The organism is Novosphingobium sp. APW14, from assembly GCF_032337075.1.
Classification (GTDB): domain Bacteria; phylum Pseudomonadota; class Alphaproteobacteria; order Sphingomonadales; family Sphingomonadaceae; genus Novosphingobium.
Genome location: NZ_JAVYAB010000003.1, coordinates 137,750 through 163,841, shown reverse-complemented (window position 1 = coordinate 163,841; position 26,092 = coordinate 137,750). Strand labels below are relative to the sequence as shown.

23 protein-coding genes are annotated in these 26,092 nt (G+C 64.5%); 8 read left to right on the top strand and 15 right to left on the bottom strand.

Annotated features, from left to right (window positions below; translation table 11 throughout):
- A complete protein-coding gene (locus RQP55_RS05300; RefSeq protein ID WP_315609145.1) occupies positions 1-777 on the bottom strand; it encodes a thioesterase family protein in 777 nt (258 codons plus the stop codon).
- A gap of 46 nt (positions 778-823) precedes the next feature.
- On the opposite strand from RQP55_RS05300, the gene RQP55_RS05295 reads away from it, so the two are divergent.
- Positions 824-1,591, top strand: coding sequence for a cyclase family protein (locus RQP55_RS05295; protein WP_315609144.1), 768 nt, complete (start codon positions 824-826; stop codon positions 1,589-1,591).
- Here RQP55_RS05295 and RQP55_RS05290 read toward each other — a convergent pair.
- From RQP55_RS05290 to RQP55_RS05265, 6 genes are read right to left on the bottom strand one after another with little or no spacing between them, the layout of a single operon-like run.
- Positions 1,588-2,592 (bottom strand): alpha/beta hydrolase, encoded by a 1,005-nt coding sequence (locus RQP55_RS05290; RefSeq protein ID WP_315609143.1) that lies wholly within the window; start codon positions 2,590-2,592, stop codon positions 1,588-1,590. The genes RQP55_RS05295 and RQP55_RS05290 overlap by 4 nt on opposite strands.
- Positions 2,593-2,599: 7 nt before the next feature.
- Positions 2,600-4,618, bottom strand: coding sequence for an acetyl/propionyl/methylcrotonyl-CoA carboxylase subunit alpha (locus RQP55_RS05285; protein ID WP_315609142.1), 2,019 nt, complete (start codon positions 4,616-4,618; stop codon positions 2,600-2,602).
- A gap of 11 nt (positions 4,619-4,629) precedes the next feature.
- Positions 4,630-6,747 carry a methylmalonyl-CoA mutase gene (gene scpA, locus RQP55_RS05280; RefSeq protein WP_315609141.1) on the bottom strand — a complete coding sequence of 706 codons (2,118 nt, stop codon included), beginning with the start codon at positions 6,745-6,747 and terminating at the stop codon, positions 4,630-4,632.
- Between the two features lie 37 nt (positions 6,748-6,784).
- A complete protein-coding gene (locus tag RQP55_RS05275) occupies positions 6,785-7,573 on the bottom strand; it encodes an enoyl-CoA hydratase-related protein (RefSeq protein WP_315609140.1) in 789 nt (262 codons plus the stop codon).
- A 46-nt stretch (positions 7,574-7,619) separates the two neighbouring features.
- Complete coding sequence (mce, locus tag RQP55_RS05270) at positions 7,620-8,072, bottom strand: methylmalonyl-CoA epimerase (RefSeq protein WP_298183236.1); 453 nt, start codon at positions 8,070-8,072, stop codon at positions 7,620-7,622.
- 10 nt (positions 8,073-8,082) lie between these two features.
- On the bottom strand, positions 8,083-9,615 hold the full coding sequence (locus tag RQP55_RS05265) for an acyl-CoA carboxylase subunit beta (protein WP_315609139.1): 1,533 nt from the start codon (positions 9,613-9,615) through the stop codon (positions 8,083-8,085).
- 109 nt (positions 9,616-9,724) lie between these two features.
- Between RQP55_RS05265 and RQP55_RS05260 the strand changes: the two genes are divergently transcribed.
- Positions 9,725-11,125, top strand: a complete 1,401-nt coding sequence (locus RQP55_RS05260; RefSeq protein WP_315609138.1) for a short-chain fatty acyl-CoA regulator family protein — start codon at positions 9,725-9,727, stop codon at positions 11,123-11,125.
- On the opposite strand, the gene RQP55_RS05255 is transcribed toward RQP55_RS05260, so the two are convergent.
- The 4 genes from RQP55_RS05255 to pgi all read right to left on the bottom strand — a co-directional run bounded on the left by RQP55_RS05255 (position 11,122) and on the right by pgi (position 15,843).
- Complete coding sequence (locus RQP55_RS05255) at positions 11,122-12,138, bottom strand: NAD-dependent epimerase/dehydratase family protein (protein WP_315609137.1); 1,017 nt, start codon at positions 12,136-12,138, stop codon at positions 11,122-11,124. The two genes, RQP55_RS05260 and RQP55_RS05255, sit on opposite strands and share 4 nt — an antisense overlap.
- 13 nt (positions 12,139-12,151) lie before the next feature.
- Positions 12,152-12,874, bottom strand: a complete 723-nt coding sequence (locus RQP55_RS05250) for an SDR family oxidoreductase (protein WP_315609136.1) — start codon at positions 12,872-12,874, stop codon at positions 12,152-12,154.
- Between the two features lie 64 nt (positions 12,875-12,938).
- Positions 12,939-14,285, bottom strand: coding sequence for a glutathione-disulfide reductase (gene gorA / locus RQP55_RS05245; RefSeq protein WP_315609135.1), 1,347 nt, complete (start codon positions 14,283-14,285; stop codon positions 12,939-12,941).
- A 43-nt stretch (positions 14,286-14,328) separates the two neighbouring features.
- Positions 14,329-15,843 (bottom strand): glucose-6-phosphate isomerase, encoded by a 1,515-nt coding sequence (gene pgi / locus RQP55_RS05240; RefSeq protein WP_315609134.1) that lies wholly within the window; start codon positions 15,841-15,843, stop codon positions 14,329-14,331.
- 160 nt (positions 15,844-16,003) lie between these two features.
- Here pgi and lepB point away from each other — a divergent pair, with 160 nt between their 5' ends.
- Genes lepB through era form a run of 3 tightly spaced genes read left to right on the top strand, consistent with a single transcriptional unit; the run spans position 16,004 to position 18,496 of the window.
- A complete protein-coding gene (gene lepB / locus RQP55_RS05235; protein ID WP_410000268.1) occupies positions 16,004-16,861 on the top strand; it encodes a signal peptidase I in 858 nt (285 codons plus the stop codon).
- 7 nt (positions 16,862-16,868) lie between these two features.
- On the top strand, positions 16,869-17,537 hold the full coding sequence (gene rnc / locus RQP55_RS05230; protein WP_315609133.1) for a ribonuclease III: 669 nt from the start codon (positions 16,869-16,871) through the stop codon (positions 17,535-17,537).
- A gap of 50 nt (positions 17,538-17,587) precedes the next feature.
- The gene (gene era / locus RQP55_RS05225; protein ID WP_315609132.1) at positions 17,588-18,496 is read left to right on the top strand and encodes a GTPase Era; all 909 of its coding nucleotides are present in this window, start codon (positions 17,588-17,590) and stop codon (positions 18,494-18,496) included.
- Between the two features lie 3 nt (positions 18,497-18,499).
- Here the strand turns inward: era and RQP55_RS05220 are convergent, their stop codons facing one another.
- The 4 genes from RQP55_RS05220 to plsY all read right to left on the bottom strand — a co-directional run bounded on the left by RQP55_RS05220 (position 18,500) and on the right by plsY (position 22,983).
- A complete protein-coding gene (locus RQP55_RS05220) occupies positions 18,500-18,679 on the bottom strand; it encodes a hypothetical protein (RefSeq protein ID WP_315609131.1) in 180 nt (59 codons plus the stop codon).
- The gene (gene topA / locus RQP55_RS05215; RefSeq protein WP_315609130.1) at positions 18,679-21,219 is read right to left on the bottom strand and encodes a type I DNA topoisomerase; all 2,541 of its coding nucleotides are present in this window, start codon (positions 21,217-21,219) and stop codon (positions 18,679-18,681) included. Before topA ends, RQP55_RS05220 begins: the two co-directional genes overlap by 1 nt.
- Before the next feature lie 94 nt (positions 21,220-21,313).
- The gene (gene dprA / locus RQP55_RS05210) at positions 21,314-22,402 is read right to left on the bottom strand and encodes a DNA-processing protein DprA (protein ID WP_315609129.1); all 1,089 of its coding nucleotides are present in this window, start codon (positions 22,400-22,402) and stop codon (positions 21,314-21,316) included.
- Positions 22,402-22,983 carry a glycerol-3-phosphate 1-O-acyltransferase PlsY gene (gene plsY / locus RQP55_RS05205; protein WP_315609128.1) on the bottom strand — a complete coding sequence of 194 codons (582 nt, stop codon included), beginning with the start codon at positions 22,981-22,983 and terminating at the stop codon, positions 22,402-22,404. The genes dprA and plsY overlap by 1 nt, the downstream gene beginning before the upstream one ends.
- A 75-nt stretch (positions 22,984-23,058) precedes the next feature.
- On the opposite strand from plsY, the gene murI reads away from it, so the two are divergent.
- From murI to hemA, 3 genes are all read left to right on the top strand, one after another.
- A complete protein-coding gene (gene murI / locus RQP55_RS05200; RefSeq protein WP_315609127.1) occupies positions 23,059-23,862 on the top strand; it encodes a glutamate racemase in 804 nt (267 codons plus the stop codon).
- On the top strand, positions 23,862-24,773 hold the full coding sequence (locus RQP55_RS05195) for an MBL fold metallo-hydrolase (RefSeq protein WP_315609126.1): 912 nt from the start codon (positions 23,862-23,864) through the stop codon (positions 24,771-24,773). The genes murI and RQP55_RS05195 overlap by 1 nt, the downstream gene beginning before the upstream one ends.
- A 63-nt stretch (positions 24,774-24,836) precedes the next feature.
- On the top strand, positions 24,837-26,051 hold the full coding sequence (gene hemA, locus RQP55_RS05190) for a 5-aminolevulinate synthase (protein ID WP_315609125.1): 1,215 nt from the start codon (positions 24,837-24,839) through the stop codon (positions 26,049-26,051).
- Positions 26,052-26,092 lie beyond the last annotated feature (41 nt).

Here is a 26,092-nt window from a genome sequence, read left to right as displayed (position 1 = left end):
CTAGCCGAACACGGCGATCGACTGCATCCCCACGGCGACCGCCTCGCCCCGGGTGTTCCAGATCGCCATGTTCTGGCTGGAGCAGCCCTTCTCGGCATAGTTGCCAAGCGCCTGCAGCAGGAACCAGCCGTCGTCGGTCTGCGGCAGCGGGGTGAGCAGGTTGACCAGCCAGGTCATTGAACTGATCGGCACCGAACCGGTCAGCGGCATGACCCCGGGCGGGAGCGCATCGGCCAAGAGGATCAGGGCGACCATCGGATCGAGGCCCTCGGTGTCCCTCAGCCGTTCCCACCACAGGATCTCGGGCACTTTGGCTTCGGTCCGCGGCTGGGCGAAGCGGCGCTCGAAGTTGGGGGCAAAGCTGGGGCCGGCCCGCTCGGGCAGCGGCACGGCCTGGTCCAGCGGGATTGCGTGGCCGGGCATTGGCACGTCGTGCAGGTGCAGGCTGCTCGCCTCGACCGGGCCCATGAAGACAAAGGTGGCGGTCAGGCCGACGCCGCTCTCATTCGCCACCTCGGCGCTGATCCAGCTGGCGTTGCGGCCCCGGCGCAGCACCTTGGCCCGCACCTCAACCGCGCCGGCCAGCGGGCCGACGAAGTTGACCGTGGCGGACCGCAGTGGCGGCAGATCGGGCGCGATGCGCTGCGCTGCGACGAGGGCGAGCGCCGCGGAGAACCCGCCATAGCTGGTGCGCCCCTGCATCCAGTCTTCCGGGATGGTAGCGGCAAAGCCACCGTCGGTCGGCCGCGCGGCGGCAAGGGCTTGGGGCAAAGACATGGTGCTTTCCATTGACGTAAACGGAAACCGGGTCAATCCTTCGTCCATGACCAAGTTCATCGACCTTTCGATCCCGATCACCAACGATGTGGTCTCTGACCCGCCGGTGATGCGGCCGCAGATCCACTACACTACGCACGAGAGCAGCTGGGAACAGATCGCCCTGTTCTTCCCGGGGCTTGCAAAGGACGACCTGCCCGATGGCGAAGGCTGGGCGGTGGAGACGCTGACGCTCTCCACCCATAACGGCACCCACATGGATGCGCCGTGGCATTACCACTCGACCACGGACAGCGGGGCCCGCCGGGCGCCAAGTATCGATGAAGCCCCGCTCGACCGGTTCTTCCGCCCCGGGGTGAAGCTGGACTTCAGCCACCTGCCCCACGGCACCGTGGTCAGCGCTGCACAGGTGGAGGCAGAGCTGGCGCGGATCGGGCATGATCTCCAGCCGCTCGATATCGTGCTGGTCCAGTCGGGCGCGGTCTATGGCACCGAGAACTTCACCGATCAGGGCGTTGGCCTGGGCGCCGAAGCCACCCTGTGGCTGACCGAGCGCGGGGTAGAGGTGGTTGGCACCGATGCCTGGTCATGGGATGCGCCCTTCAGCCACACCGCGCGCCGCTGGGCGGAAAAGCGTGATCCGGCGATCATCTGGGAAGGCCACAAGGCCGGCCGCATCCGCCCCTATTGGCAGATCGAAAAGCTGACCAACCTGGCCGCCCTGCCCGCGCACGGCTTCACCCTCAGCTGCTTCCCGGTGAAGATCGAAGGCGCCAGCGCCGGCTGGATCAGGGCCGTGGCGCTGGTCGACTAGTTCGGCTTGCCGAGGTTGCGTTCCAGGAACCGCAGCACGCGGGCCTTGAGCGTCAGCTTGGTCATGTCACTGCCCAGGCTGGGCGCGCCCATCGGGTAAAAGTGCCCGAAGCCCGGCATCCACGCGCTCTCGGTCTTGATCCCGGCGGCACCAAGACCGGCCTGCACCCCGCGATTGCCCAGCTGGACGCCTTCCAGATCGTTTTGCCCCGTGATCAGCAGTGCCGGGGCCATGCCCGCCTTGGCGGCCTTGGCGATGTTGAAACCACCCATGCCGCCCGAGAACGAGACCACCGCCTTCACCGGCACGCCAAAGCCATAGGCCGCATTGACCGCGCTGGCACCGCCGGCCGAGAATCCGCCAACCGCAATCCGCTCTGGATCAATCCCCAGTTCAGCGGCATGGCTGCGCGCATAGCCAACGGCCATGCCCAGATCCTGGGCAGCAGCAAAGACCGTGTTCCACAGCTGCTCACGGCTGCTATCGTCAAGCAGCGGTAGGCCCATCCGGCCACGGATGACGTCGATCCGCGCCGTCGCAACCGGATCCTTGAGCATCGCCTTGGGCATCAGGACCGCCGGATCAAGCCCGGCCGGCAGCGCCGGATCCTCTGGCATCAGCCGGTATTCGATCGACAGGCAGACATAGCCCGCCGCCGCCAGAGTCTGGCACCAATCACCCATCGAGGAGTCCGATGCGCCATCCTCTTCAAACCGCATCGTCCCCTTTGACCCGCGCAGAAACGCACCGCCAAAGGCCAGCACCACAGCCGGGCGGCCAGCGACCGGCTTGCCGTTCGCGATGGGGCGATAAATGTCCAGCTTCAGGTCTCGATAATACGGCTTGGTGCTGGTCGCACCGACCATGCCCTTGCCGTAAACCACATCGGGGCTGACCGAGACGGTATAGGCGCCGCCAACCATGTCCTCGGCCGAAAGTGCCGTCGGGGCCGTCATGCCCAACAGGGCGCCGGTGGCCCATGCGATCGAAAACCGGATCATGGCGGTCCTATTCCAGTTCGAGGATAATCGCATCAACCGCCAGGCTGTCTCCGGCCTTGGCGTTGACCTTCTTCACGGTCGCTGCCTTCTCGGCGCGGAGGATGTTCTCCATCTTCATCGCTTCGACTACGGCCAGCGGTTGCCCGGCCTCGACCTTGTCACCTTCGTTGACATGAAGAGCAACAAGCAGGCCGGGCATCGGGCAGATCAGGAACTTGGACAGATCCGGCGGGACCTTTTCGATCATGTGCTGGGTCAGGTGAGCCACGCTGGCGGGAAGGATCTGCACCTTGTGGATCGCGCCGCGGGTGGTCATGCTTAGGCCGGTTCGGCTGGATTCGACCTTCACGCCATAGCTGATGTCACCCACTTCGGCCTCGACCAGACGTTCACCCGGCGTGTACTCCAGCGCCAGGTCGATCTCTTCACCATCGACAGTGATCTCTTCGTCCAGGCTGACGGCAAAGGTCTGCCCGCCGATCACCACCGACCAATCGTAGGGCGGCTCCAACTCGCCATCGAGCTGCTGATCAATCTGCCGGGCGCGATCGGCGCGAGCTGTGGCAATAAACCCAGCAATCGCGGCGAGGTGCTTCAGTGTCTCACTATCTGTCGCCGCGCCGGTGAAGCCATCAGGGTATTCCTCGGCAATAAAGCCGGTGGTCAACTCACCCGAGCGGAAGCGCGGATGCTGCATGATCGCGGAGACGAAATCGACATTGTGGCCCAGCCCATCGATCTGGAACCGGTCGAGCGCGGCGATCTGCAGATCCGCCGCCTCGTCGCGGGTCTCGCCCCAGGTGATCAACTTGGCGATCATCGGGTCATAGAACATCGAGACTTCGCCGCCCTCGTAGACGCCGTCATCCACACGCACCCCGCCCAGGCCGCGGCGACCATTGGCTTCGCCATCGTCCTCCCAGCCCGGCACCGGGGGCTGGTAACGCACCAGGCGGCCCGTGGAAGGCAGGAACCCGCGATAGGGATCCTCGGCATAGACGCGGTTTTCAATCGCCCAGCCATCGATCTTGATGTCATCCTGCGTCATGGCCAGCTTCTCGCCGGCGGCGACGCGGATCATCTGCTCAACCAGGTCAATCCCGGTGATGCATTCGGTGACCGGGTGCTCCACCTGTAGGCGGGTGTTCATTTCGAGGAAGTAGAAGCTCTCCCCGCTCGGGTCCGCGCCTGAAACGATCAGCTCGACCGTACCCGCGCTGTAATAGCCCACCGCGCGAGCCAGGGCGACGCACTGCTCACCCATCGCCTTGCGCATTTTGGGCGTGACGAAGGGCGACGGCGCTTCCTCCACCACCTTCTGGTGGCGGCGCTGGATCGAGCATTCGCGCTCGTTCAGGTAGAGGATGTTGCCGTGCTGGTCGCCCAGGATCTGGATTTCAATGTGGCGCGGGTTGAGGATGAATTTCTCGATGAACACGCGGTCATCGCCGAACGAGTTCAGGCCTTCGCGCTTCACGGCTTCGAAGCCCTCGCGCACGTCCTTTTCGTCATAGGCCAGGCGCATGCCCTTGCCGCCGCCGCCGGCGCTGGCTTTCATCATCACCGGATAGCCGATCTCGTTCGAGATGCGCACCGCGTGCTCGGTATCCTCGATCTCACCGACGAAACCGGGGACGACATTGACCCCCGCCTCCTTGGCGAGCTTCTTGGACTCAATCTTGTCCCCCATCGCCGCAATCGCGCCGACCGGCGGGCCGATAAAGGCAATGCCCTCGGCCTTGAGCTGCTCGGCAAAGCTGGTGCGCTCAGATAGGAAGCCATAGCCCGGATGAACCGCCTCAGCCCCAGTCGCCTTGCAGGCTGCGATGATCTTTTCGGCAATCAGGTAGCTTTGCGCCGCGGGCGACGGGCCGATGTGCACCGCCTCATCCGCCATCTGCACAAATGGCGCGCGGGCATCGGCATCGGAATAGACTGCTACAGTCTGGATACCCATGCGGCGGGCGGTCTTGATGACCCGGCAAGCGATTTCGCCGCGATTGGCGATCAGGATTTTCTTGAACATCGTATCGTTCCTCAGGCCTCAAGAGGCGGCATATTGTGGCCAAGCAGGCGGAGCATATCGGCAGCGCATTCGACGACGTTTGAGCCCGGGCCGTAAATGCCCTGAACCCCTGCTTCGCGCAGGAAGTCATAGTCCTGCGGCGGGATCACGCCCCCGGCGATCACCTTGATATCAGGCCGACCGGCTTCCTTGAGCAGACCGATCAATTGCGGGATCAGCGTCTTGTGCCCGGCCGCGAGCGAACTGGCGCCCACCGCATCGACATCCTTTTCCAGAGCCAGGGCAACGGTTTCCTCGGGCGTCTGGAACAGCGGGCCAGAGGTCACGTCAAAGCCCATGTCGGTGAAGGCACTGGCAATCACGTTGGCGCCGCGATCGTGGCCGTCCTGGCCCATCTTGGCGACCAGCAGGCGCGGCTTGCGGCCCAGACGGCGGGTGACGGCCTCGACACCTTCCAGCACCTGGTTGTAGCGCGCGTCCTCGGCATAGGCGGGGCCATAGACCCCGGTCACCGGCACCGGCTGGGTGCCATAGCGGCCGAACACGCTTTCCATCGCATCACTGATTTCGCCCAGCGTGGCACGGTGACGCGCAGCTTCGACGGCAAGCGCCAGCAGGTTGCCCCCATCTTTGGCCCCGGCTGCCAGCGCGGCCAGCGCGGCCTGGCACTTGGCCTCGTCACGCGCGGCCTTGACCGCCTTGATCCGGGCGATCTGGGCTTCGCGCACGGCGTGATTGTCCACTTCCAGCGTGTCGAGCTGATCTTCCTGCGCCAACTTGTACTTGTTGACGCCGACGATCACATCCTCGCCCCGGTCGATCCGCGCCTGCTTGGCGGCGGCGGCCTGTTCGATCCGCTGCTTGGGCATGCCGGAAGCGACCGCCTTGGTCATGCCGCCCAGCGCGCCCACTTCCTCGATCAGCTTCCAGGCTTCGTCCACCAGCGTGCTGGTGAGCGCTTCGATATAATACGAGCCGCCCAGCGGATCGACCACCTTGGTGATCCCGCTTTCCTCGGCCAGCACGATCTGGGTGTTGCGGGCAATACGAGCCGAGAAATCGGTCGGCAGGGCAATTGCCTCGTCCAGCGCGTTGGTGTGGAGGCTCTGCGTGCCGCCCAGCACTGCTGCCATCGCCTCGATCGTGGTGCGGATGACGTTGTTATAGGGGTCCTGCTCTTGCAGCGAGACGCCCGAAGTCTGGCAGTGCGTGCGCAGCATCTTGCTGCGTTCGTCCTTGGCGCCAAGCCCGTCCATCACCCGGTGCCACAGCGTGCGCGCGGCGCGCAGCTTGGCCACTTCCATGAAGAAGTTCATGCCGATGCCGAAGAAGAAGCTCAGGCGCCCGGCGAACTTGTCGATATCCAGCCCGGCAGCCATGGCCCGCTGGACGTATTCCTTGCCGTCGGCGATCGTGAAGGCCAGTTCCTGCACCGCCGTCGCTCCGGCCTCGTGCATGTGATAGCCCGAGATCGAGATCGAGTTGAACTTGGGCATTTCCGCCGAGGTATAGGCGATGATGTCCGAGACGATCCGCATGCTCGGTTCTGGCGGGTAGATATAGGTGTTGCGGACCATGAACTCCTTGAGGATGTCGTTCTGGATGGTCCCGTCGAGCAGATTGCGGGCGACCCCCTGCTCTTCCCCGGCAACGATGAAGAAGGCCAGCACCGGGATCACCGCGCCGTTCATGGTCATGGAGACCGACATCTGATCGAGCGGGATCCCGTCAAACAGGATCTTCATGTCCTCAACCGTATCGATCGCCACCCCGGCCTTGCCGACATCGCCAACCACGCGGGGGTGATCCGAGTCATAGCCGCGGTGGGTGGCAAGATCGAAAGCGACCGACAGGCCCTTTTGCCCGGCCGCCAGGTTGCGGCGGTAGAAGGCGTTCGATTCCTCGGCGGTCGAGAAACCGGCATACTGGCGGATCGTCCACGGGCGGCCCGCATACATCGATGCGCGCACGCCGCGGGTGAACGGGGCAAAACCGGGCAGGCCCGGATCACCGGCGTCCTCTGCCGTGTAAAGCGGCTTGATCGCGAACCCCTCTGGGGTGTTCCACGTCAGGTCCTTGCCCTTCACTTCCTTGGCCGCAGCGGCTTGCCAGTCTTCAATCTTCGCCATTATCTTCCCTCTTCCTACCCCACCGCGGGGAAGGCGATTACTTGCCCTTGAACTCGGCCTTGCGCTTCTGGAGGAAGGCCATGCCGCCCTCAATCGCGTCCTGGCTGGCCCCGGCCACGCGCTGGCCTTCGGCCTCGGCCAGCAGGACCTGCGGCAGGGTGCCATCGAGCGCGGTCTGGATGTTGTTCTTCATCGTCGCATAGGCCAGCGTCGGACCGTCAGCGAGACGCGTGGCGAGCGCCATCGCCTCGTCCATCAGCGCCGCATCGTCGACCGCCTTGTGGATCAGGCCCCAGTCCTCGGCCTGGCTGGCTCCGATCTTCTCGCCCAGCATCATCATGCGGGTGGCGCGGGCGCGGCCGATGGCGCGGGCCAGCAACCAGGTCGAGCCGCCATCCGGCACCAGCCCGATGTTGACGAAGGCCTGCAAGAAATAGGCGCTCTGCCCGGCCAGCACGAAATCGCCAGCCAACGCGATCGAGCAGCCCACACCCGCCGCCGCGCCGTTGACCGCGGTCACCACCGGCACCGGTGCGCGCAGGATCTGCGTGACGACCGGGTTATAGAAATTCTGCAGCGCGCGGTGGCTGCCGCCCTTCTGCTCCAACGGGCTGCGATCGCCGCGCGCCGCAAGGTCCGCGCCCGAGCAGAAGCCCTTGCCCGCCCCGGTGATGACCACCGCCCGCGCATCGCCGAGGTCATACAAGGCCGCGCCCAGCTCTTCCGCCAGCTGGATCGAGGCAGCATTGAGCCGCTCCGGCCGGTTGAGCGTGATCTTCAGCACATTGCCCACGCGTTCTGTCAGGATCGTTTCGTAATCTGCCACTTTCCAAACTCCCTCTCTTGTCTCGTTGCCCAGCAAGGGCCCGGCCTTAATTTGACCAGTGCGTGTCCTCGCTTGGTGTTTCCATGATTTCGGTCAGCACCCCGCCCATGTCCTTGGGGTGGACGAAGAAGATCAGTGTCCCGTGGGCGCCAATCCGCGGTTCGCCCAGCACCCGCTTGCCCATGGCCTCGAACTCGGCCTTGGCGGCGTGGATGTCGGGCACTTCGTAGCAGACGTGGTGCTGCCCGCCGGCGGGGTTCTTCTCGAGGAACCCGGCGATCGAGGTATTGCCCGGCAGCGGCTCGATCAGCTCGATCTGCGTGCCGTTCAGTTCGCCATCCGCACCCGGCGTATCGACGAAGCAAACCTTCACGCCCTGCGATTCCAGATCGAACGGCTCGTGAATCTTCGTCGCGCCCATGACATCGCGGTAAAAGACGATCGAGTCCGCGATGGACGGTGTTGCCACGCCGATGTGGTTAAGACGGCCTAGTTTCATGAGCTGATCCTCACAGCGGAATATTATCGTGCTTCTTCCAAGGGTTCTCGAGCTGCTTGTTCCGCAGCTTGCGCAGCCCCAGAGCGATCCGCCGCCGTGTATTCCGCGGGTGGATCACCTCGTCGATGAAGCCCTTGCTCGCCGCCACGAAGGGGTTGGCGAAGGCATCTTCGTATTCCTTGGTGCGCTCGGCAATCTTGTCGGGATCGCCAATGTCCTGACGGAAGATGATCTCCACCGCCCCCTTGGCACCCATCACGGCGATTTCGCCGGTTGGCCACGAATAGTTGAGATCGCCGCGCAGGTGCTTTGAGCTCATCACGCAATAGGCGCCGCCATAGGCCTTGCGGGTGATGACGGTGATCTTCGGCACGGTTGCCTCAGCATAGGCGAACAGCAGCTTCGCGCCGTGCTTGATGATCCCGCCGTATTCCTGGGCCGTACCGGGCAGGAACCCGGGCACGTCAACAAAGGTCAGGATCGGGATCTCAAACGCATCGCAGAACCGCACGAAGCGCGCAGCCTTCTTGCTGGCATTGATATCGAGCACGCCGGCGAGGACCATCGGCTGGTTGGCAACCACGCCCACGGTGCGCCCCTCAACCCGGCCAAAGCCGACGATGATATTGGCAGCATGGCCCGGCTGAATTTCGAAGAAATCGCCCTCGTCCAGCACCTTGCGCACCACTTCGTGCATGTCATAGGGCTGGTTGGCGTTGGCCGGTATCAGGGTATCGAGGCTCTCCTCGATCCGGTCATAGGGATCTGTGGTCGGCCGTTCGGGTACGCCGACACGGTTGTTGGCCGGCAGGTAATCGATCAGGTCGCGCGCGGTCAGCAGCGCCTCGATATCATTTTCCAGCGCCAGATCGGCGACCGAGGTCTTGGTGCTGTGCGTTACCGCACCGCCCAGTTCTTCTTGCGTCACGATCTCATTGGTCACGGTCTTGACCACATCAGGACCGGTGACGAACATGTAGGAACTGTCCTTCACCATGAAGATGAAGTCGGTCATCGCCGGCGAATAGACTGCCCCGCCCGCGCAGGGGCCCATGATCAGCGACAGCTGCGGCACCACGCCGCTGGCCAGCACGTTGCGCTGGAAGATTTCGGTATAGCCGCCAAGGCTCGCCACGCCTTCCTGGATCCGGGCACCGCCGGAATCGTTTAGGCCGATGACCGGCGCGCCGACCTTCATCGCCATGTCCATCACCTTGCAGATCTTCATCGCATGGCGCTCGGACACGGCCCCGCCGAATACGGTGAAATCCTGGGCATAGACATAGACCAGGCGACCGTTGATCGTGCCGGAGCCAGTGACCACGCCATCGCCGGGAATGGTCTGTTCGGGCATGCCGAAGTCCACACAGTTATGCTCGACATACATGTCCAGCTCTTCGAATGAGCCTTCATCGAGCAGCACGGTCAGCCGCTCACGCGCGGTCAGCTTGCCCTTGGCGTGCTGCGCATCGATACGCTTTTGCCCACCGCCCGCCCGGGCAGCTTCGCGGCGACGTTCCATTTCGGCAATATTTGCGGACATTGTGCCCCCTTGGACTTCTGCAAGCCGCTGGGATGGAACCGCAGTGCAGCAATGTCCAATGTGAATTTGCGAAGTTGCGAAGTAAGAGTTTGCAAACTACGACAGAGGCATGACGCCGCGCCGCCTTTTCGCCGGAAGCCGCCTGCGGGCAATCCGGGCAGAGCATCGCCTCAAGCAAGCGGAGCTGGCTGCGCGGCTGGCGATCAGCACCTCCTATCTCTCGCAACTGGAGAACGACGACCGGCCGCTAACCCCCACGCTGGTCGAACGCCTAAGCCGCGCCTTTCCGCTCGATTGGCGCGAAATTGGCGCCGGCGATGCCGAGACGCGCCTGGCCGCCCTGCGCGAAGCAAATGCCGATCCCCTGTTTGCCGAACCGATGGATGCCGCCCAGCTCGCCCGCTTTGCCGAGCAGCAGCCCGCACTGGCCGAACGCTTCATTGCCCTGCACGAAGCCTATCGCCGGTCTGGGCAGCGGCTGCAGATGGTGGACGAGGCGCTGGCCAGCGAAGGGACCGGCGTGGCCCGCCTGCCGTGGGAGGAAGTGCGCGACTGGTTCCACCTTGCCAACAACTATGTCGACAGCCTGGACCGGGCGGCGGAAGATCTGGCCGAACGGCTCGGCACCCCCTCCCCCGATACAGCCGCGATTGAGGGCTACCTGAAAGGCGCGCTGTCAGTCTCGTTGATCTATTCCGGGCAGGCTGGCCTGCGCTCCTACGATGCGGAGATGGGCCACCTGACGATCGACCCCGGCCAGCCGACCGAAACCCGCCGCTTCCAGCTGGCGCACCAGCTGGCCGCGCTGGCGCTGAAGGATGAAATCGCCGCCGTGGTGGAAAGCGCCGCGCTGCGCGGCGCTGCCAGCCGGCAATTGCTGTTCGTTGGCCTGTGCAACTATGCCGCGGGGGCCCTGCTGATGCCCTATCGGCGGTTCCGCGCCGCCGCCCGTGCCGTGCGCCACGATATCGACCGGCTGGCCCAGCAATTCGGCGTGAGCTTCGAACAGGCCTGCCACCGCCTCTCCACCCTACAGCGCGAGGATGCGCGCGGAGTGCCGTTCTTTTTCTGCCGGGTCGACATGGCCGGCAACATCACCAAGCGCCATTCCGCCACCCGGCTACAATTCGCCCGGTTCGGCGGGGCCTGCCCGCTATGGATCGTGCATGAGGCCGTGGCGATCCCGGACCGGATCCTGGTCCAGCTGGCCGAAACGCCCGATGGGGTGCGCTATGTCTCGATGGCCAAGGGGCTGGTGAAGCCATCTGGGTCCTATGATCGCGCCCCGCGCCGCTATGCCGTGGCGCTGGGCTGCGAGGCGGAGCACGCCAGCGAGTTCATCTATGCCGATGGCCTTGACCTGCGTCCAACCAGCGCCGCGGCGCGGATCGGCATTTCCTGCCGCATCTGCCCGCGCCCTGATTGCGACCAGCGCGCCTTCCCGCCAAGCGACCGGACAATCAGCGTCAATCCCGACCAGCGCGGGGTTGTGCCTTACCGGGTGGGCTAAACCTTCACGATCCCCAGCCGGATCATGTCGCGTGCCGTATCGAGGATGCTTTCCTCGGGCGGGCGCGGGTTCCAGCCAAGCTTGGTGCGGGCATGGCTGATGTCGGTATCGCGGACATTGCCAAGCTCGCCCAGCACCTGCCGCACCACCGGATCGAACCGGCCGACCAGCCGCATGACCCAGTCTGGCAACTTGCGCTTGGGGATCTTCCGCCCTTCTTGCCCCAGGCCCTGGCGCAGTATCGCTGCAACATCCGCCATCATCAGGAACGGGCCAGAACAGATGAACCGTTCCCCGGCCATGCCTGGCATGGTCAGGCAGCGCACGTGCATATCCGCCACGTCGCGAACATCGACGATGCCAAAGCCGAAATTGGGCAGCCCCGGCATCGAGCCTTCCAAAAGCTTCTTGATCGCTTCGAGCGAGGTTGAAAAATCTCCCGATTGCAGCGGCCCCAGCACCAGCGCAGGGTTCACCGTCACGAATTCCATGTCGCCGCCTTCGGCCGCCACCCAATCGCGCGCGGCGCGTTCGGCGATAGTCTTGGACCTGACATAGGCATAGGCGTCCGGACTGGTGGGATCGGTCCAATCGGCTTCGGTGAACACGCTTTTTCCCCGACCGTGGCCATAGGCAATCGCCGCCATCGAACTGGTCATGACGAACCGTTTGACCCCGGCCGCCTTGGCCGCCTTGAGCGCCCGCAAGGCCCCGTCGCGCGCCGGGACGATCAGTTCATCATCGCTCTTGGGCGCATTGCTGGGGAGCGGCGAAGCAACATGGGCCACATGGCTGCACCCGGACATCGCCTCGGCCCAACCGGCGTCGCTCATCAGGTCGGCGGCGAAGAACTTCAGTCTGCTGTCGTCCACCGTCAGGCTCGCGCGCACTGCGCTTTCCCTGGCCAGATCGCGGATCGAGGTGTGGACCGTCCAGCCCTCGACAATCAGTTGGCGGATCAGGAACCCGGCGATGTAGCCGCTGCCGCCGGATACGAAGACCTTGCCTGCCATCGTCCTTCTCCCTTCAGAACCGGATCATGATCTTGCGCGCCAGCTTGGGCGAGATCGAGTGCACCAGTTGCAGCACCTTGACTGCCCCGACGTTGGCCTCTTCGGCGTTGCTTTCCATTCCCGCAACAATCTGGCGGGCACAAGCATCGGGCGCCATCTTTTTCGATCCGCGCCCAGCGGTCAGCTTGGTTTCAACCACCGGGGGCAACGCCTCGAGCACATGCACAGTCGTGCCCTGCAACTGATGCCGCAGCGCCTGCGAATAGGACCGCAGCGCTGCCTTCGTCGCGCAATAGACCGGCCCGCCCGCGCGCGGTGCAATCGCCAGACCGGAAGTGACGTTGACGATCATCGCCTCCGGCCGCGCCTTCAGCACCGGCATCAGCGCGGCGATTAGGCGGATCGGGGCATTGAGGTTCAGGAAGATCGTCGCATCTGAAGCAGCCAGATCAGGCGCGGCTTCACGGAAATCATGATCGACCCCAGCTCCGGCATTGTTGACCAGAATATCGATCTGGCGGCCCTGCACGCCCGCCAGAAGCGTATCGACGCCCTTCTGGCTCGAAAGGTCAGCCTGGATCACCTCGAACCCATCGGCTTTGGTTGCCGCGCAGCGCTCTGCATTGCGGCCCTGGGTAATCACGGTCGCACCCTTGTCGCGCAACTGGCGTATCAGTTGCGCACCGATCCCGTCGGTTCCGCCGGTTACCAGCACGGTCTTGCCCGAAAGCTGCATCGAAAGTCTCCCCGTTGTTCTTTGCAGGGAGACTAGCATTTAGGTTGCAGGTTGCAACCGAAACCTAGCGCATCAGCACCAGTTCTTCAGCCATGCTGGGATGGAGCGCGACAGTGGCATCAAACTGCGCCTTGGTCAGCCCGGCCTTTACGGCGATGGCGGCCGCCTGGAGGATTTCCGGGGCGTCGGGGCTCAGCATGTGGACCCCCAGCACACGGTCGGTCGCGCCATCGACCACCAGCTTGTAATAACCCCGCTCCGCCACGTCAGAGAACATGTTCTGCATCGGCCGGAAGTCCGACTTGAACACCTTGATCTCGCGATAGTTGGCGCGGGCCTCGGCCTCGGTCAGGCCGACCGCGGCGATCGGCGGCTGGGTAAAGACCGCGCTGGGGATATGGTCATAAGCGGTGGTGCGCGGCATGGCGCCGAACACGGTATCGGCAAAGGCATGGCCTTCACGGATCGCCACCGGGGTCAGTTGCACCCGGTCGGTCACATCGCCGACGGCGTAGATGCTGGGGCAAGCGCTCTGGTTGTACGCATCAACCGGCACTTCGCCGTTGCGGCCCAGCGCAATCCCGACATTTTCCAGCCCCAGACCGTCAGTCTTTGGGCGGCGGCCGGTGGCGACCAATACCACATCCGCCACGATCGGCTCCCCCTCGCCGCCATGAACCAGTAGCGAGCCGTCGGCCTGCTTCTCGACCGCGCGGATCGGCCGGTTGAAGCCGAATTCGATCCCGCGCGCTTGCAGGATCGGCAGCAAGCGGTCGGTCAGATCATGGTCATAACCGCGCAGGATCTTGTCGCTGCGGTTGACCACGGTCACCTGGCTGCCCAGCGCGTTGAACACGCCGGCGAATTCCAGCGCGATATAGCCCGCGCCCTGGATCACCACCCGCTTGGGCAGTTCAGGCAGGTTGAACACCTCGTTCGAGGTGATGCAGTGCTCCACTCCGGCAAAGTCCGGCAGCACCGGCCATGCGCCCACCGCGATCAGGATGACCTTGGCACTGATTTCCCGGCCACTGGCCAGCCGCACGGTATTCGGTCCGGCCACGGTGGCGCGTTCGTGGAAATGCTCAACCTTGTTGCTGTCCAGCGTCGAGGTATAGGCCCGTTCCAGCCGGTCGACATCGCTGGCCACGAAATCGCGCAGCTTCGCCCAGTCAAAACTCTGGCCCTCGATCGTCCAGCCATAGGTTGGCGCATCGTGGAGCGAGTGGGCGAAGTGGCTGGCATAGACCAGCAGCTTCTTGGGCACACAGCCACGGATCACGCAGGTGCCGCCAACGCGGAATTCCTCGGCCACGGCCACCTTCGCCCCGTGCGAAGCGGCAATCCGGCTGGCGCGCACGCCGCCCGATCCTGCGCCAATCACGAAGAGGTCGTAGTCGAATCCTGCCATGGGAAAACTCCTTGTTGGCAGTCATATGGGGCCTAATGCTGGCTTAGGCCAGTCCCGCCTCGGCCAGTAGCGCGCTGGTGCTGGCATCAAACTGCGCGCCCGCCGTGCCGATCGACTTGGCGATTTCCTTGCCCAGCTCAACCCCGAACTGGTCGAACGCGTTGATCTCCATCAGCACGGCACCGGCAAAGGTGCGATGCTCATGAAAAGCAATCAGCGCACCCAGCGTCGCAGCGTTGAGGTCATCGCACAGGATCGTCGCCGAAGGACGGTCGCCCGGATAGGCCCGCGCCGGATCATCAGCAGGCTTGCCCGCCATCAGCGCCGCCCCTTGGGCAAAGCAATTGGCCAGCAGGTTGCGGTGATGATCAGGCGCAAGCTCATCGCCCGCGGCGATGCAGGCGATGAAGTCCACCGGCACCACGTGGGTGCCCTGGTGCAGCAGCTGGAACACCGCGTGCTGCGCGTCGGTCCCAACCCCGCCCCAGGTGATCGGCGCGGTTGGGCCATCAACCTGGCGGCCATCGGCCTTCACGGCCTTGCCGTTGGACTCCATCTCCAACTGCTGGAGGTAGGACGGGAACAGCCGCAGCCGCTCGTCATAGGCGAACACCGCGCGGGTCTGGCAGCCGCGCAGGCGGGCATAGGTCAGGTCGGCAAAGGCGGCACGCAGCGGCAGGTTGTCTGCCCCGTCAGCCTCCAGGAAGTGCCGGTCCATCGCCGCCGCGCCATCGAGGAACTCGGCAAATTCATCCCAGCCCAGCGCCAGGGCAATCGGGAACCCGATCGAGGACCACAGCGAATAGCGCCCGCCCACGCTTTCCCCAAAGGGCAGGACGCGGGTCTCGTCGACCCCCCATTCCACCGCTTTTTCGGGATAGGCCGTCAGCGCGATCACGCGGCCATAGGGGTCTTCCACCCCGTTCTCGCTCAGCCATGCCAGCGCCGAGGCGGCATTGGTCATGGTTTCGGTGGTGGTGAAAGTCTTGGACGCAACGGCGATCAGCGTGGTGGCAGGATCGCACTTGGCAAAGGCGGCTTCCAGCGCACACCCATCGATATTGGCAACCACATGGACATCAACCACCGCCCCGTCGCGGGTCAGCGCATCAATCGCCAGGGCCGGCCCCAGCGCCGAGCCGCCGATGCCGATGTGGATCAGGTGCCGCACGTCACCCAGCGCGCCGCCATGGATCGCGGCGACCAGCCCGGCCATCCGAGCATGAAGTGCCGCGGCTTCCTCAACGCTGCTGTCGCGGCCAACGCCGCGCAGCGCGGTGTGTTCAACCGCGCGGCATTCGGTGACGTTGATCTTTTCGCCCGCAAACATTGCGCCGCGCGTCTGCTTGAACTGCACGGCCTCGGCCAGGGCGGTGAAGCCCGCCAGATGCGCGGCGTCGAGATGGGTCTTGGACCAGTCAAACCGGATCGCCCCACCGGGCAGCTCAAGCCGGGACGAAAGCAGATCCAGCCGCGCCGGATCGGCGAACAGTTCGGCCAGGGTCGGGCGGCCCAGATCCCGCAGGTTCTGCCAGGCTGCAGCCACTGCATCACTCATCGTCGTGCTCCTTCAGGTTGGCGCCCTAATGCCCGCCCGGGCACGCAAGGGAAAGACCGATAAAAACGTATTCGGGCCAGTGAATTGCCGATGTGGCGTCCAGTGCATCCGATCAACCTAACCCTTGACGCGCGCCGCCGGCCCGCCGATGGACAGGCAGATGACCGAACCGGCCACCACCCCCGATGCTGCGGTACCGCCGCAAGCGACTGACCAGGCGACAGAAAGCGCACCTGCGCGCAAGGAAGACAGCTTCCTGATCTTCCTGCTCAAGCTGGTGGTGATGGTCGCGATCTTCCGCAGCCTGATATTTTCGCCCTTCAACATTCCCAGCGAATCGATGCTGCCGCGTCTGGTGAATGGCGATTACTTGCTTGCCGCCAAGTGGCCCTATGGCTTTTCGCGCTATTCGCTGCCGTTTAACCTGCCGATCCTGCCGGAAGCGCGCGTGCTGGCAGGCACTCCGCAGCGCGGCGACGTTGTAATCTTTAAGCAGCCCCCGCTGAAGGAACTGGACTATATCAAGCGCGTCATCGGCCTACCGGGCGATACGGTGCAGATGGTCAATGGCCAACTGTACCTCAATGGCGCGCCCGTGCCGAAGCAGCGCATCGGCGATTTCGAGATTGAAATCACCCTGAACACGCAGTGCTATTCGCTCCAGTTCGTCGCCCGGCGCGGCGATGGCACCGATATCTGCCGCTATCCGCGCTATCGCGAGACGCTGCCGAATGGCCGCAATTACGAAGTGCTCGATCTTGGCCCGCGCGAGATGGACAGCACGGCACCGGTCGTGGTGCCTGAAGGCCACTTGTTCTTGATGGGCGACAACCGTGACAATTCCGAAGACAGCCGCTTCCCGGCTGAACCCGGGCGTGGCATTGGCTTGGTGCCGATGGATAACCTGGTTGGCCGCGCGTCAATCGTGATGTGGTCAACCGATGGCAGCGCCGAGTGGGTCAAACCATGGACCTGGTTCTCCGCAGCGCGTTGGGATCGTATCGGCGGAACCTTTTGACCCCACCATGTTTGCCAAAGAAACCCATGCATTCCTGACCGAGATCGCTGGCCGTCCGCCAGTGGATGAGGCTTTGTGGCTGGAAGCCCTGACCCACGGCTCGACCGGAGCAGCTCGCGATTACCAGCGGCTGGAGTTCCTGGGGGACCGGGTACTCGGGCTGGCTATTGCCGAATGGCTCCATGCCGCGGAAACGGGCGACGAAGGCCGCCTATCGCAGCGGCTCAACGCCTTGGTTTCCCGGGCCACCTGTGCGCGCATTGCCCGGAGCATCGGTCTTGGCAGCCATATCCGCCTGGGCAAGCAGGCCCGCGACGATGGCGGGGCCGATAGCGACAATATCCTCGGGGACGTCATGGAAGCCCTGATCGGCGCCAGCTTCGTTACCCACGGCTTTGAAGAAACCCGTGCAATGGTCCGCCGGCTGTGGGCCGATGCGGTCAGCGGCCAGACCGGCCAGCGCAAACACCCCAAGTCGGCCTTGCAGGAATGGTGCGCCGGCAACCGCCGCCGCATGCCGGAATACCGCCTGGTGGAGCGCTCTGGCCCCGATCATGCCGCGCGCTTCACCGTCGCCGTCAGCGTCCCGGGCGTGGGCGAGGCAGAGGCTATTGCCGGCAGCAAGCAGGAAGCCGAAACCAAGGCCGCCGAAGAATTCATGCGGCGTTTCGGCTAGAACCGAGGCACCCTTCGACATTCCGGCCCCAGTCCGGTATGGCGCGCGCAATGACTGAAAACTCAACGCTCGAACGCTGCGGCCTGGTGGCCGTGCTTGGCGCCCCGAATGCGGGCAAGTCCACCCTGGTTAATGCACTGGTCGGCCAGAAGGTGGCGATCGTCTCGGCCAAGGCGCAAACCACCCGTGCCCGGTTGATGGGCATCGCGCTGGAAGACACCGCCCAGATTATCCTGGCCGATACCCCGGGCCTGTTTGAACCGCGCCGCCGGCTCGACCGGGCCATGGTCAACGCCGCCTGGGAAGGCGCCGCAGAGGCCGATGCGATCCTGCTGATCGTCGATGGCCGCAAGAAGAAGCTCGATTATCTCGAGCCGATCCTGACCAGCCTCGAAGGCCGCTCGGAGCGCAAGATCCTGGTGCTCAACAAGGTTGACGAAGTGGCCAAGGAGCCGCTGCTCGTCACGGCCCAGTCGCTCGCAGGCGAGGGTCAGTTTTCCGAGGTGTTCTTCATTTCCGCGCTGACCGGGGATGGCGTGCCCGAACTCAAGGCCCGGCTGGCCGAACTGATGCCCGAAGGCCCCTGGCACTATCCCGAAGATCAGGTTTCCGATGCCAGCGAACGCCTGCTCGCCGCCGAAATCACCCGCGAACAGCTGTACCGCCAGCTCCATGACGAGCTGCCCTATGACAGCACCGTCCGCCCCGAAAGCTATACCCAGCGCAAGGACGGATCGGTTGAAATCCACCAGCAGATCGTGATCGCGCGCGATAGCCAGAAGGGCATCGTCCTGGGCAAGGGCGGCTCCCGGCTGAAGTCAATCGGCGAAGCCGCGCGCAAGGAACTGACCGAGCTGCTCGGCACCAAAGTCCACCTCTTCCTTCACGTCAAGGTCGACGAGAAATGGGGTGAGGACAAGGAAATCTATGAGGAACTGGGGCTGGAGTGGGTGAAGTAGCGCCTAGCGCAGCTTCGCAATCCCGATCCCGTCGATCTTGGCGCGCTCCTTGGTCGATTCCTCGCTGCGGTTAAGCGCCTTGGCGATTTCCTTCAGCCCCTTGCCCTTGGCGGCAAGGGTGCGCAGCTTGGCCACCTCGTCCGCCTTCCACGGCTGCTTGTGCTTGGCGAACTTGTCCGACATCAGTCCGCCTTCTTCTTCGCCGAGGCCTTCTTGGGTGCGGCCTTCTTCTTGGGCGCGGCTTTCTTGCGGGCGCCCTTCTTGGCCGGTCCCTTGGCGGCCTTCTCAGTGATCAGCGTGGCCGCCTCCTCGGCCGTCAGGGCTTCAGGCTGCTTGTCACGCGGCAGGGTGGCATTGGTCGTCCCATCGGTGACGTAGGGACCATAGCGCCCGGCCATCAGCTTCATCTCGCCACCACTTTCGGGATGCGGGCCAAAGGTCTTGAGCGGTTCGGCCGCCGTGCGCGCACCGCGACCGCCGCCGCTGGCCGCTTCGGCCAACTTGGCAACAGCACTGTTCATGCCTGTTTCGAAGATCTCTGCGGTCGAACGCAACTTGGCGTACTTGCCCTGGTGCGCCAGATAGGGGCCATAGCGCCCCAGGCTGGCGGTAATCGGCTCACCCGATTCAGGATGGCTGCCGATCGTGCGCGGCAGGCTGAGCAGCTTGACCGCCCAATCCAGATCAAGTTCGCCAATGTCCTTGGGGATTGAACTGCGCTTGGCTTCCTTGCCACTGCCCATCTCGACATAGGGACCGAACCGGCCAACCTTGCGCGTAATCGGCTCGCCCGTTTCGGGGTGCTTGCCCAACTCGCCATCGGCTTCGGCACCGGCGCCGCCAGGCTGGGCGAACTTGCGGGTGAACTTGCATTCCGGATAGTTCGAACAGGCCACAAAGGCGCCGAACCGTCCGCCACGCAGCGCCAGCCGCCCCGTGCCGCAGTTGGGGCACTTGCGCGGATCGCCGCCGTCTTCCTGTGCAGGGAAGAGGTAATCGGAAAGGTACTCGTCCAGCGCCTCGGTCACTTCCGACGGCTTCTGGCCCATCACCTCGTCGGACTTCGGCTTGAAGTCTTTCCAGAACGCGGCAAGCACCGATTTCCACTCGGCGCGGCCGCCGGAAACGTCGTCGAGTTCCTCCTCCATCCCGGCGGTAAAGTCATAGGCGACATAGCGCGGGAAGAAACGTTCAAGGAACGCTGTCAGCAGCCGGCCGGATTCCTCGGCAAAGAAGCGGTTCTTTTCGGTGCGGACATAGTTGCGGTCCTTCAGCACCTGGATCGTTGCGGCATAGGTCGACGGCCGGCCGATGCCGAGCTCTTCCAGCCGCTTGACCAGCGTCGCTTCGGAATAGCGCGGAGGCGGCTGGGTGAAGTGCTGGCTGGCCTCGACCCCGCGCTTGGCCGGGCTATCGCCCTTGACCATCACCGGCAGCAGGCCGCTGTCGTCTTCATCGTCGCCGGGCTTCTGGTCCAGGCTTTCGTCATAGACGGCAAGGAAGCCGGGGAACTTCACCACCTGACCTGTGGCGCGCAGCTCATGCTGCCCGGTGCCGTCGCGCAGGGTGACTGTGGTGCGTTCGATATTGGCGCTGGCCATCTGGCTGGCGATCGCGCGCTTCCAGATCAGCTCGTAAAGCCGTGCTTCATCGCCGCTGCCAAAGTGATCGCGGCCGAAATCGGTCGGGCGGATCGCTTCGTGGGCTTCCTGCGCGTTCTTCGCCTTGGTTTCGTAATGGCGCGGTTTTTCAGGAAGATAGTGGCCATTGTTATAGCGATCACTGATCGCCTTGCGTGCGGCCGAAATTGCACTGGGGTCCATCTGCACCCCGTCGGTCCGCATATAGGTGATCGCACCCGCTTCATACAGCGTTTGCGCCACGCGCATGGTGTGCGCGGCCGAGAAGCCCAGCTTGCGCGCAGCCTCCATCTGCAGGGTCGAGGTGGTGAACGGCGGCCAGGGGTTGCGGCGGGTCGGGCGGGTATCGACTTCCTCGACGCGGAAGGCCCCGCCCTCAACCGCGGCCTTGGCCCGGGCGGCGCTGCCCTGGTCGCCCAGGCTCAGCTTTTCCAGTTTCTCGCCCTCAAACTTCACAAGGCGCGCGGCGAATTCGGTTCCATCATGCTCCAGCTTGGCGGCAACCGACCAGTATTCCTGCGGACGGAACAGCTCGATCTCGTGCTCCCGCTGGCAGATCAGCCGCAGCGCGACAGACTGGACGCGACCGGCGCTCTTCGCACCCGGCAGTTTGCGCCAGAGCACGGGAGAAAGCGTGAAGCCAAACAGGTAATCCAGTGCGCGGCGGGCCAGGTAGGCATCAATCAGGTCCTGATCGAGCGCACGCGGCTGCCCCATCGCCGTGGTAACCGCATCCTTGGTAATCGCATTGAAGGTAACCCGCTGCACGTCCTTGGGCAGCGCCTTGCGCTTGGCCAGGAGTTCCTGGACGTGCCACGAAATCGCCTCACCCTCGCGGTCAGGGTCAGTCGCAAGGATCAGGCGGTCAGCCGACTTGGCCGCATCGGTGATCGCTTTCACCCGACTGGTCTTGTCGCCGTAAAGCTCCCAGTCCATCGCGAAATCTTCGTCGGGACGGACCGAGCCATCCTTGGGCGGCAGATCGCGGATGTGACCATATGATGCCAGGACAGTGAAGTCCTTGCCCAGGTACTTTTCGATGGTCTTGGCCTTGGCCGGGGATTCAACGATGACAAGTTGCATAATGGTGGGTTGCAATCCTTACGCGTATACGTACGCGCGAGGGTGGGGAGCAGCGGGGGCCATCGTCAAGGGGGGGGGCGATCACCAGCCTTGACTAGGCCCGACTGACCCGCCCGCCAGCGTGGCGCACCAGTCTTCCGCCAAGCTCCAGCTCCAGCAGCGCCAGTTGCACCGCTCCAGCGCTTGCCCCGCTTTGCCGCACCAGCTCATCCACTGCGACCGGGGCAGTTGTCAGCAAGCCGGCGATGTCAGCGGGATCTTCGGTCTGTTCGGGCAGCACGCCCCATTCGGCGCTGACTTCGCGCAGGATCGAGCGGGGTTGGCCCTGAAAACCGGTAAGCAGTTCGATCACATCGTCGGTCCGCTGCACCAGCGTGGCGCCGTCGCGGATCAACTGGTTGCAGCCTTGTGAGCGGCTGTCGAGCGGCGAGCCCGGCACGGCCATCACCTCGCGCCCGGCCTCCCCCGCCAGCCGCGCGGTGATCAGCGAACCAGACTTGGGTGCGGCCTCGACAATCAAGGTCCCGGCCGCGATCCCGGCGATGATCCGGTTGCGTGAGGGGAAATGCCGCGCCAGTGGCTCGGTCCCCGGCGGCTGCTCTGCCAGCAGCAGGCCCTGACTGGCGACGACTTCCTGCAAGTCGGCATGCTCAGGCGGATAGGCCACGTCGATGCCGCTGGCGATTACGCCGATCGTGCCGCCAGACAGGCTGGCCTGATGCGCCGCGCCGTCGATCCCGCGAGCCAGGCCGGAGACGACCACATAGCCTGCTTCGGCCAATTCGCCCGCAAACATCCGCGCCAGCTTAACCGCCGCGGCGGAGGCATTGCGCGCCCCGACAATCGCCACGCAGGGCCGCAGCGCCAGGTTGGCGTCCCCCCGGCAGGTCAGGATCGGCGGCGCGCCGTCCTGTTCGGCCAGCAAGGGCGGATAGTCTGGCGAATCATGAAACAGGTAACGCGCACCGGCCGTCCGTACGGCTTGCACTTCGGCGGCGATGCGATCTTCTGCGGCCGGCCGATAGCCTCCGCCGCCGCGCTGGATGAGGTCCGGCAGCGCTGACAGCGCCGCCTCTGCAGCACCAAAGCGGTGGAGCAATTGCCGGTAGGAAACCGGGCCGACATTGGGCGAGCGCAGCAGGCGGATCCGGGCAAATGCCTCCGCCTGGCTGAGCCCCTCCATCAGCCCTTGCTACCCACGCGGGGTTCGGTGCCGGCCGCAAGCCGCTGGATATTGCCGCGGTGCAGGATCAGGATCAGCACTGCGATCCCGGCGAGGACCAGGGCATAGTTACCATGCCCGAGCCACCAGGCCATGACGGGGGCAACAAGCGCCGCTGTCATCCCGGCCAGCGAGGAAATCCGCGTGATCGCCAGCAGCCCAAGCCAGGTAACGGCATAGGCCAGACCAATCGGCCAGGCGAGGCCAAGCGAGGCCCCCATCATCGAGGCGACGCCCTTCCCGCCCTTGAAGCGCAACCAGACCGGGAAGCAGTGCCCCAGGATCGCCCCCAGAGCGGCCAGCCCCTCATGCCCGGGCCAGAAGTGGCGGGCCAGCAGGACGGCGGCAAGCGCCTTGAGCAGGTCGAGCAGCAGGGTTGCCGCAGCAATCCCCTTGCGCCCGGTGCGCAGCACATTGGTGGCGCCAATGTTGCCCGAACCGATCGAACGCAGATCCCCCGCCCCCGAAAGGCTGGTCAGGATCAAGCCAAAGGGAATCGATCCCAGCGCATAGCCCAGCACAAGTGCGAGCAGGTTTTCCATTCCAACGATCCCTTCCCTTTATCGCCTGATCGTAGCTACAAGGACGGCACACCGGCAAGTCCGGCCCGGGGGAATATGTCCGAAATCGATCCTGCTTCACCTTTGCTGCTGTTCGATTCCGGGGTCGGAGGCCTCTCGGTGCTGGCCGAAGTGCGCAATCTGCTGCCCGCTGCGCCGGTGATCTACGCTGCGGACAATGGTGGCCTGCCCTATGGCCCCAAGACTGAAGCCGAGGTCGCGGCGCGCGTCTGCGGCCTGCTGGGGCGGATGGCCGAACGCTATCGCCCCCGGCTGATCTGCATCGCCTGCAACACGGCATCGACCATCGCGCTCGGCATGGTCCGCGACGTGCTGGAGATCCCGATCGTCGGCACTGTCCCGGCAATCAAGCCAGCGGCAGAGCAGACCCGCAGCGGCACGATCGGCCTGCTCGGCACCGCGGCAACCATCCGTCAGCCCTATGTCGATCGCCTGGAGGCAGAGTTTGCGCAGGGCATACTGCTGCTGCGCGCTGCGGCGCCGGACCTGGTGACCGCGGCCGAGGCCAAGCTGCGCGGCGAACCTGTAGATCAGAGCGTTTATCAACGCGCCGCCGCCGCGCTGCGCGACCAGGCCGGTGGCGAAAGGATCGATACGGTCGTCCTGGCCTGCACCCACTTTCCCCTGGTCGAGGCCGAACTGGCGGCCGCCTTCGGCCCCGGTGTCCGCTTCGTTCATGGCGCGGCCGGGATTGCCCGGCGGATCGACCGGTTGACCGATGGGCAGGCCATGGCTCGGCCTGCGCCCGATCTGGCCCTGTTCACCCGCGCTGAACCCGGCCTGCCCACGCTGGCGCCGGCCCTTGTCCGCTATGGCCTGACCCGTATGGAGGTGTTGTGATGCGCCGCAAGATCAACCTGACGCTGCTGATCCTGGCCCTGCTGATCGGGTTGCCTTATTACTGGCTCCTGCTTGACAACCGTCCCGGCGAAAGTGAGCCAAAACCGCTCACAATCGCGGAATTGCGGACCCTCGCCGCATCGTTACCCGGCCCTGCCCCAACGGCAGTAGAGGTTGAGCTCGTCGGTTATCGCCATCTGCCGCGCAACCTTTTTGCTGCCGGGCATGGCATGAAACGTGCGCTCATCGGGGTGATGGCCTGGCAGCTGCCTGTACCGGGATATCGGCCCGTGATCATCGACACCGGGCTCCACCCGATCGATGCCGAAACCATGGGGATGACCGCCTATTGGCCGGAGCGACAGCGCAAGGTGGATCGAGCGATGGCTGGCGCTGGCCTGATCCTGGCCACGCACGAGCATCCTGATCACCTTGGCGCCCTGGCCCGCGCTGGCGGCGCCCCCTTGCTCAAAGCGGCGATGCTCAATGCCGGGCAGCTACCGCAGTCACCTTTGGCCGCACAGCTGCCATGGCGGGGGGAGCGTCCACCCGCGAAGCTCTCCGCCGCCGCGCCGCATGCCGTGGCTCCCGGAGTCGTCGTTATTCCCGCACCCAGCCATACTCCCGGCTCGCAAATGGTCTTTGTCCGCCTCGCCGATGGCCGCGAGATTCTTTTTGCCGGAGATATCGCCACACTGGCCGCCAGCTGGAAGGACTTGCGTGCACGATCGCGGCTGGTTGGTGATTATCTGGCGCCGGAAAATCGCGGGGAAGTATATGCTTGGCTGAAGACGATCCGCATCCTGAAGGGCCAGGCACCGGAAATGGTCGTGATCCCGGGTCACGATTACGAATGGATCGCCAGCAATCCGCAGGCGCGCGCGCTGGTGCACACGGGTTTCCGGCAATAAGTTGCTGGCGCCCGGCAGATGGTTGGGTTAGAGGCGCCGGAAAGCAGCAAGCGGAACCCGCTAGTGAACTACAACCAGATTTTCGACCAGGCGATCGATCGGCTGCATTCCGAGGGACGCTATCGCGTTTTCATCGATATCCTGCGCAACAAGGGCGCCTATCCCAACGCCCGTTGCTTTGCCGGGCATAATGGCCCCAAGCCGATCACTGTCTGGTGCTCCAACGATTACCTTGCGATGGGCCAGCACCCCAAGGTGATCGAGGCGATGGAACAGGCGCTGCACGATGTCGGCGCGGGTTCGGGCGGCACCCGCAACATCGGCGGCAACACCCACTACCACGTCGATCTTGAGCGTGAACTGGCCGATCTGCACGGCAAGGACAGCGCTTTGTTGTTCACTTCGGGCTATGTCTCGAACGATGCCACGCTCTCCACCCTGGCCAAGATCCTGCCGGGCTGCGTGATCTTCTCGGACGAGCTTAACCACGCCTCCATGATCGCCGGGATCCGCAATTCGGGCGCAGAAAAGAAGGTATTCCGGCACAACGATGTTGAGCATCTTGAGCAGCTGCTGGCCGAAACCGACCCGGCCCTGCCCAAGCTGATCGCCTTCGAAAGCGTCTATTCGATGGACGGCGATGTCGCCCCGATCCACGCGATCTGCGACCTGGCCGACAAGTACAATGCCCTGACCTACATCGACGAAGTCCACGCAGTCGGCATGTATGGCGCACAGGGCGGCGGCATTTCGGAACGCGATGAAGCCGCACACCGCATCACCATCATCGAAGGCACGCTGGGCAAGGCATTCGGCGTGATGGGCGGCTATATTGCCGCCGATGCCAAGATCATCGACGTGATCCGGTCCTATGCCCCGGGCTTCATCTTCACCACCTCGCTCTCGCCGGTACTGGTCGCGGGCGTGCTGGCTTCGGTCCGCCACCTCAAGCAGTCGAGTGCTGAGCGCGACGGCCAGCAGGCTGCCGCAGCGTTCCTCAAGCAATCGTTCGCCGATGCCGGCCTGCCGGTCATGCCCAGCACCACGCATATTGTGCCGTTGATGGTGGGCGATCCGGTCCGCGCCAAGCAGATCAGCGATATCCTGCTGGCCGAATACGGCGTCTACGTGCAGCCGATCAATTTCCCGACCGTGCCGCGCGGAACTGAGCGCCTGCGCTTCACCCCCGGTCCGGCCCACACCGAAGCGATGATGACCGCGCTAACCGAGGCGCTGGTTGAGATCTGGGAACGTCTGGAGCTTAAGCTCGCCGCCTAGGGCGATCTATCCCGATACAGCAAGGGCGGCCCCACCACGGT

Coding starts and splice junctions, on each gene's coding strand:
- RQP55_RS05300 (WP_315609145.1), bottom strand. CDS start 777: ATGTCTTTGCCCCAAGCCCTTGCCGCCGCGCGGCCGACCGACGGTGGC.
- RQP55_RS05295 (WP_315609144.1), top strand. CDS start 824: ATGACCAAGTTCATCGACCTTTCGATCCCGATCACCAACGATGTGGTC.
- RQP55_RS05290 (WP_315609143.1), bottom strand. CDS start 2,592: ATGATCCGGTTTTCGATCGCATGGGCCACCGGCGCCCTGTTGGGCATG.
- RQP55_RS05285 (WP_315609142.1), bottom strand. CDS start 4,618: ATGTTCAAGAAAATCCTGATCGCCAATCGCGGCGAAATCGCTTGCCGG.
- scpA (WP_315609141.1), bottom strand. CDS start 6,747: ATGGCGAAGATTGAAGACTGGCAAGCCGCTGCGGCCAAGGAAGTGAAG.
- mce (WP_298183236.1), bottom strand. CDS start 8,072: ATGAAACTAGGCCGTCTTAACCACATCGGCGTGGCAACACCGTCCATC.
- RQP55_RS05265 (WP_315609139.1), bottom strand. CDS start 9,615: ATGTCCGCAAATATTGCCGAAATGGAACGTCGCCGCGAAGCTGCCCGG.
- RQP55_RS05260 (WP_315609138.1), top strand. CDS start 9,725: ATGACGCCGCGCCGCCTTTTCGCCGGAAGCCGCCTGCGGGCAATCCGG.
- RQP55_RS05255 (WP_315609137.1), bottom strand. CDS start 12,138: ATGGCAGGCAAGGTCTTCGTATCCGGCGGCAGCGGCTACATCGCCGGG.
- RQP55_RS05250 (WP_315609136.1), bottom strand. CDS start 12,874: ATGCAGCTTTCGGGCAAGACCGTGCTGGTAACCGGCGGAACCGACGGG.
- gorA (WP_315609135.1), bottom strand. CDS start 14,285: ATGGCAGGATTCGACTACGACCTCTTCGTGATTGGCGCAGGATCGGGC.
- pgi (WP_315609134.1), bottom strand. CDS start 15,843: ATGAGTGATGCAGTGGCTGCAGCCTGGCAGAACCTGCGGGATCTGGGC.
- lepB (WP_410000268.1), top strand. CDS start 16,004: ATGACCGAACCGGCCACCACCCCCGATGCTGCGGTACCGCCGCAAGCG.
- rnc (WP_315609133.1), top strand. CDS start 16,869: ATGTTTGCCAAAGAAACCCATGCATTCCTGACCGAGATCGCTGGCCGT.
- era (WP_315609132.1), top strand. CDS start 17,588: ATGACTGAAAACTCAACGCTCGAACGCTGCGGCCTGGTGGCCGTGCTT.
- RQP55_RS05220 (WP_315609131.1), bottom strand. CDS start 18,679: ATGTCGGACAAGTTCGCCAAGCACAAGCAGCCGTGGAAGGCGGACGAG.
- topA (WP_315609130.1), bottom strand. CDS start 21,219: ATGCAACTTGTCATCGTTGAATCCCCGGCCAAGGCCAAGACCATCGAA.
- dprA (WP_315609129.1), bottom strand. CDS start 22,402: ATGGAGGGGCTCAGCCAGGCGGAGGCATTTGCCCGGATCCGCCTGCTG.
- plsY (WP_315609128.1), bottom strand. CDS start 22,983: ATGGAAAACCTGCTCGCACTTGTGCTGGGCTATGCGCTGGGATCGATT.
- murI (WP_315609127.1), top strand. CDS start 23,059: ATGTCCGAAATCGATCCTGCTTCACCTTTGCTGCTGTTCGATTCCGGG.
- RQP55_RS05195 (WP_315609126.1), top strand. CDS start 23,862: ATGCGCCGCAAGATCAACCTGACGCTGCTGATCCTGGCCCTGCTGATC.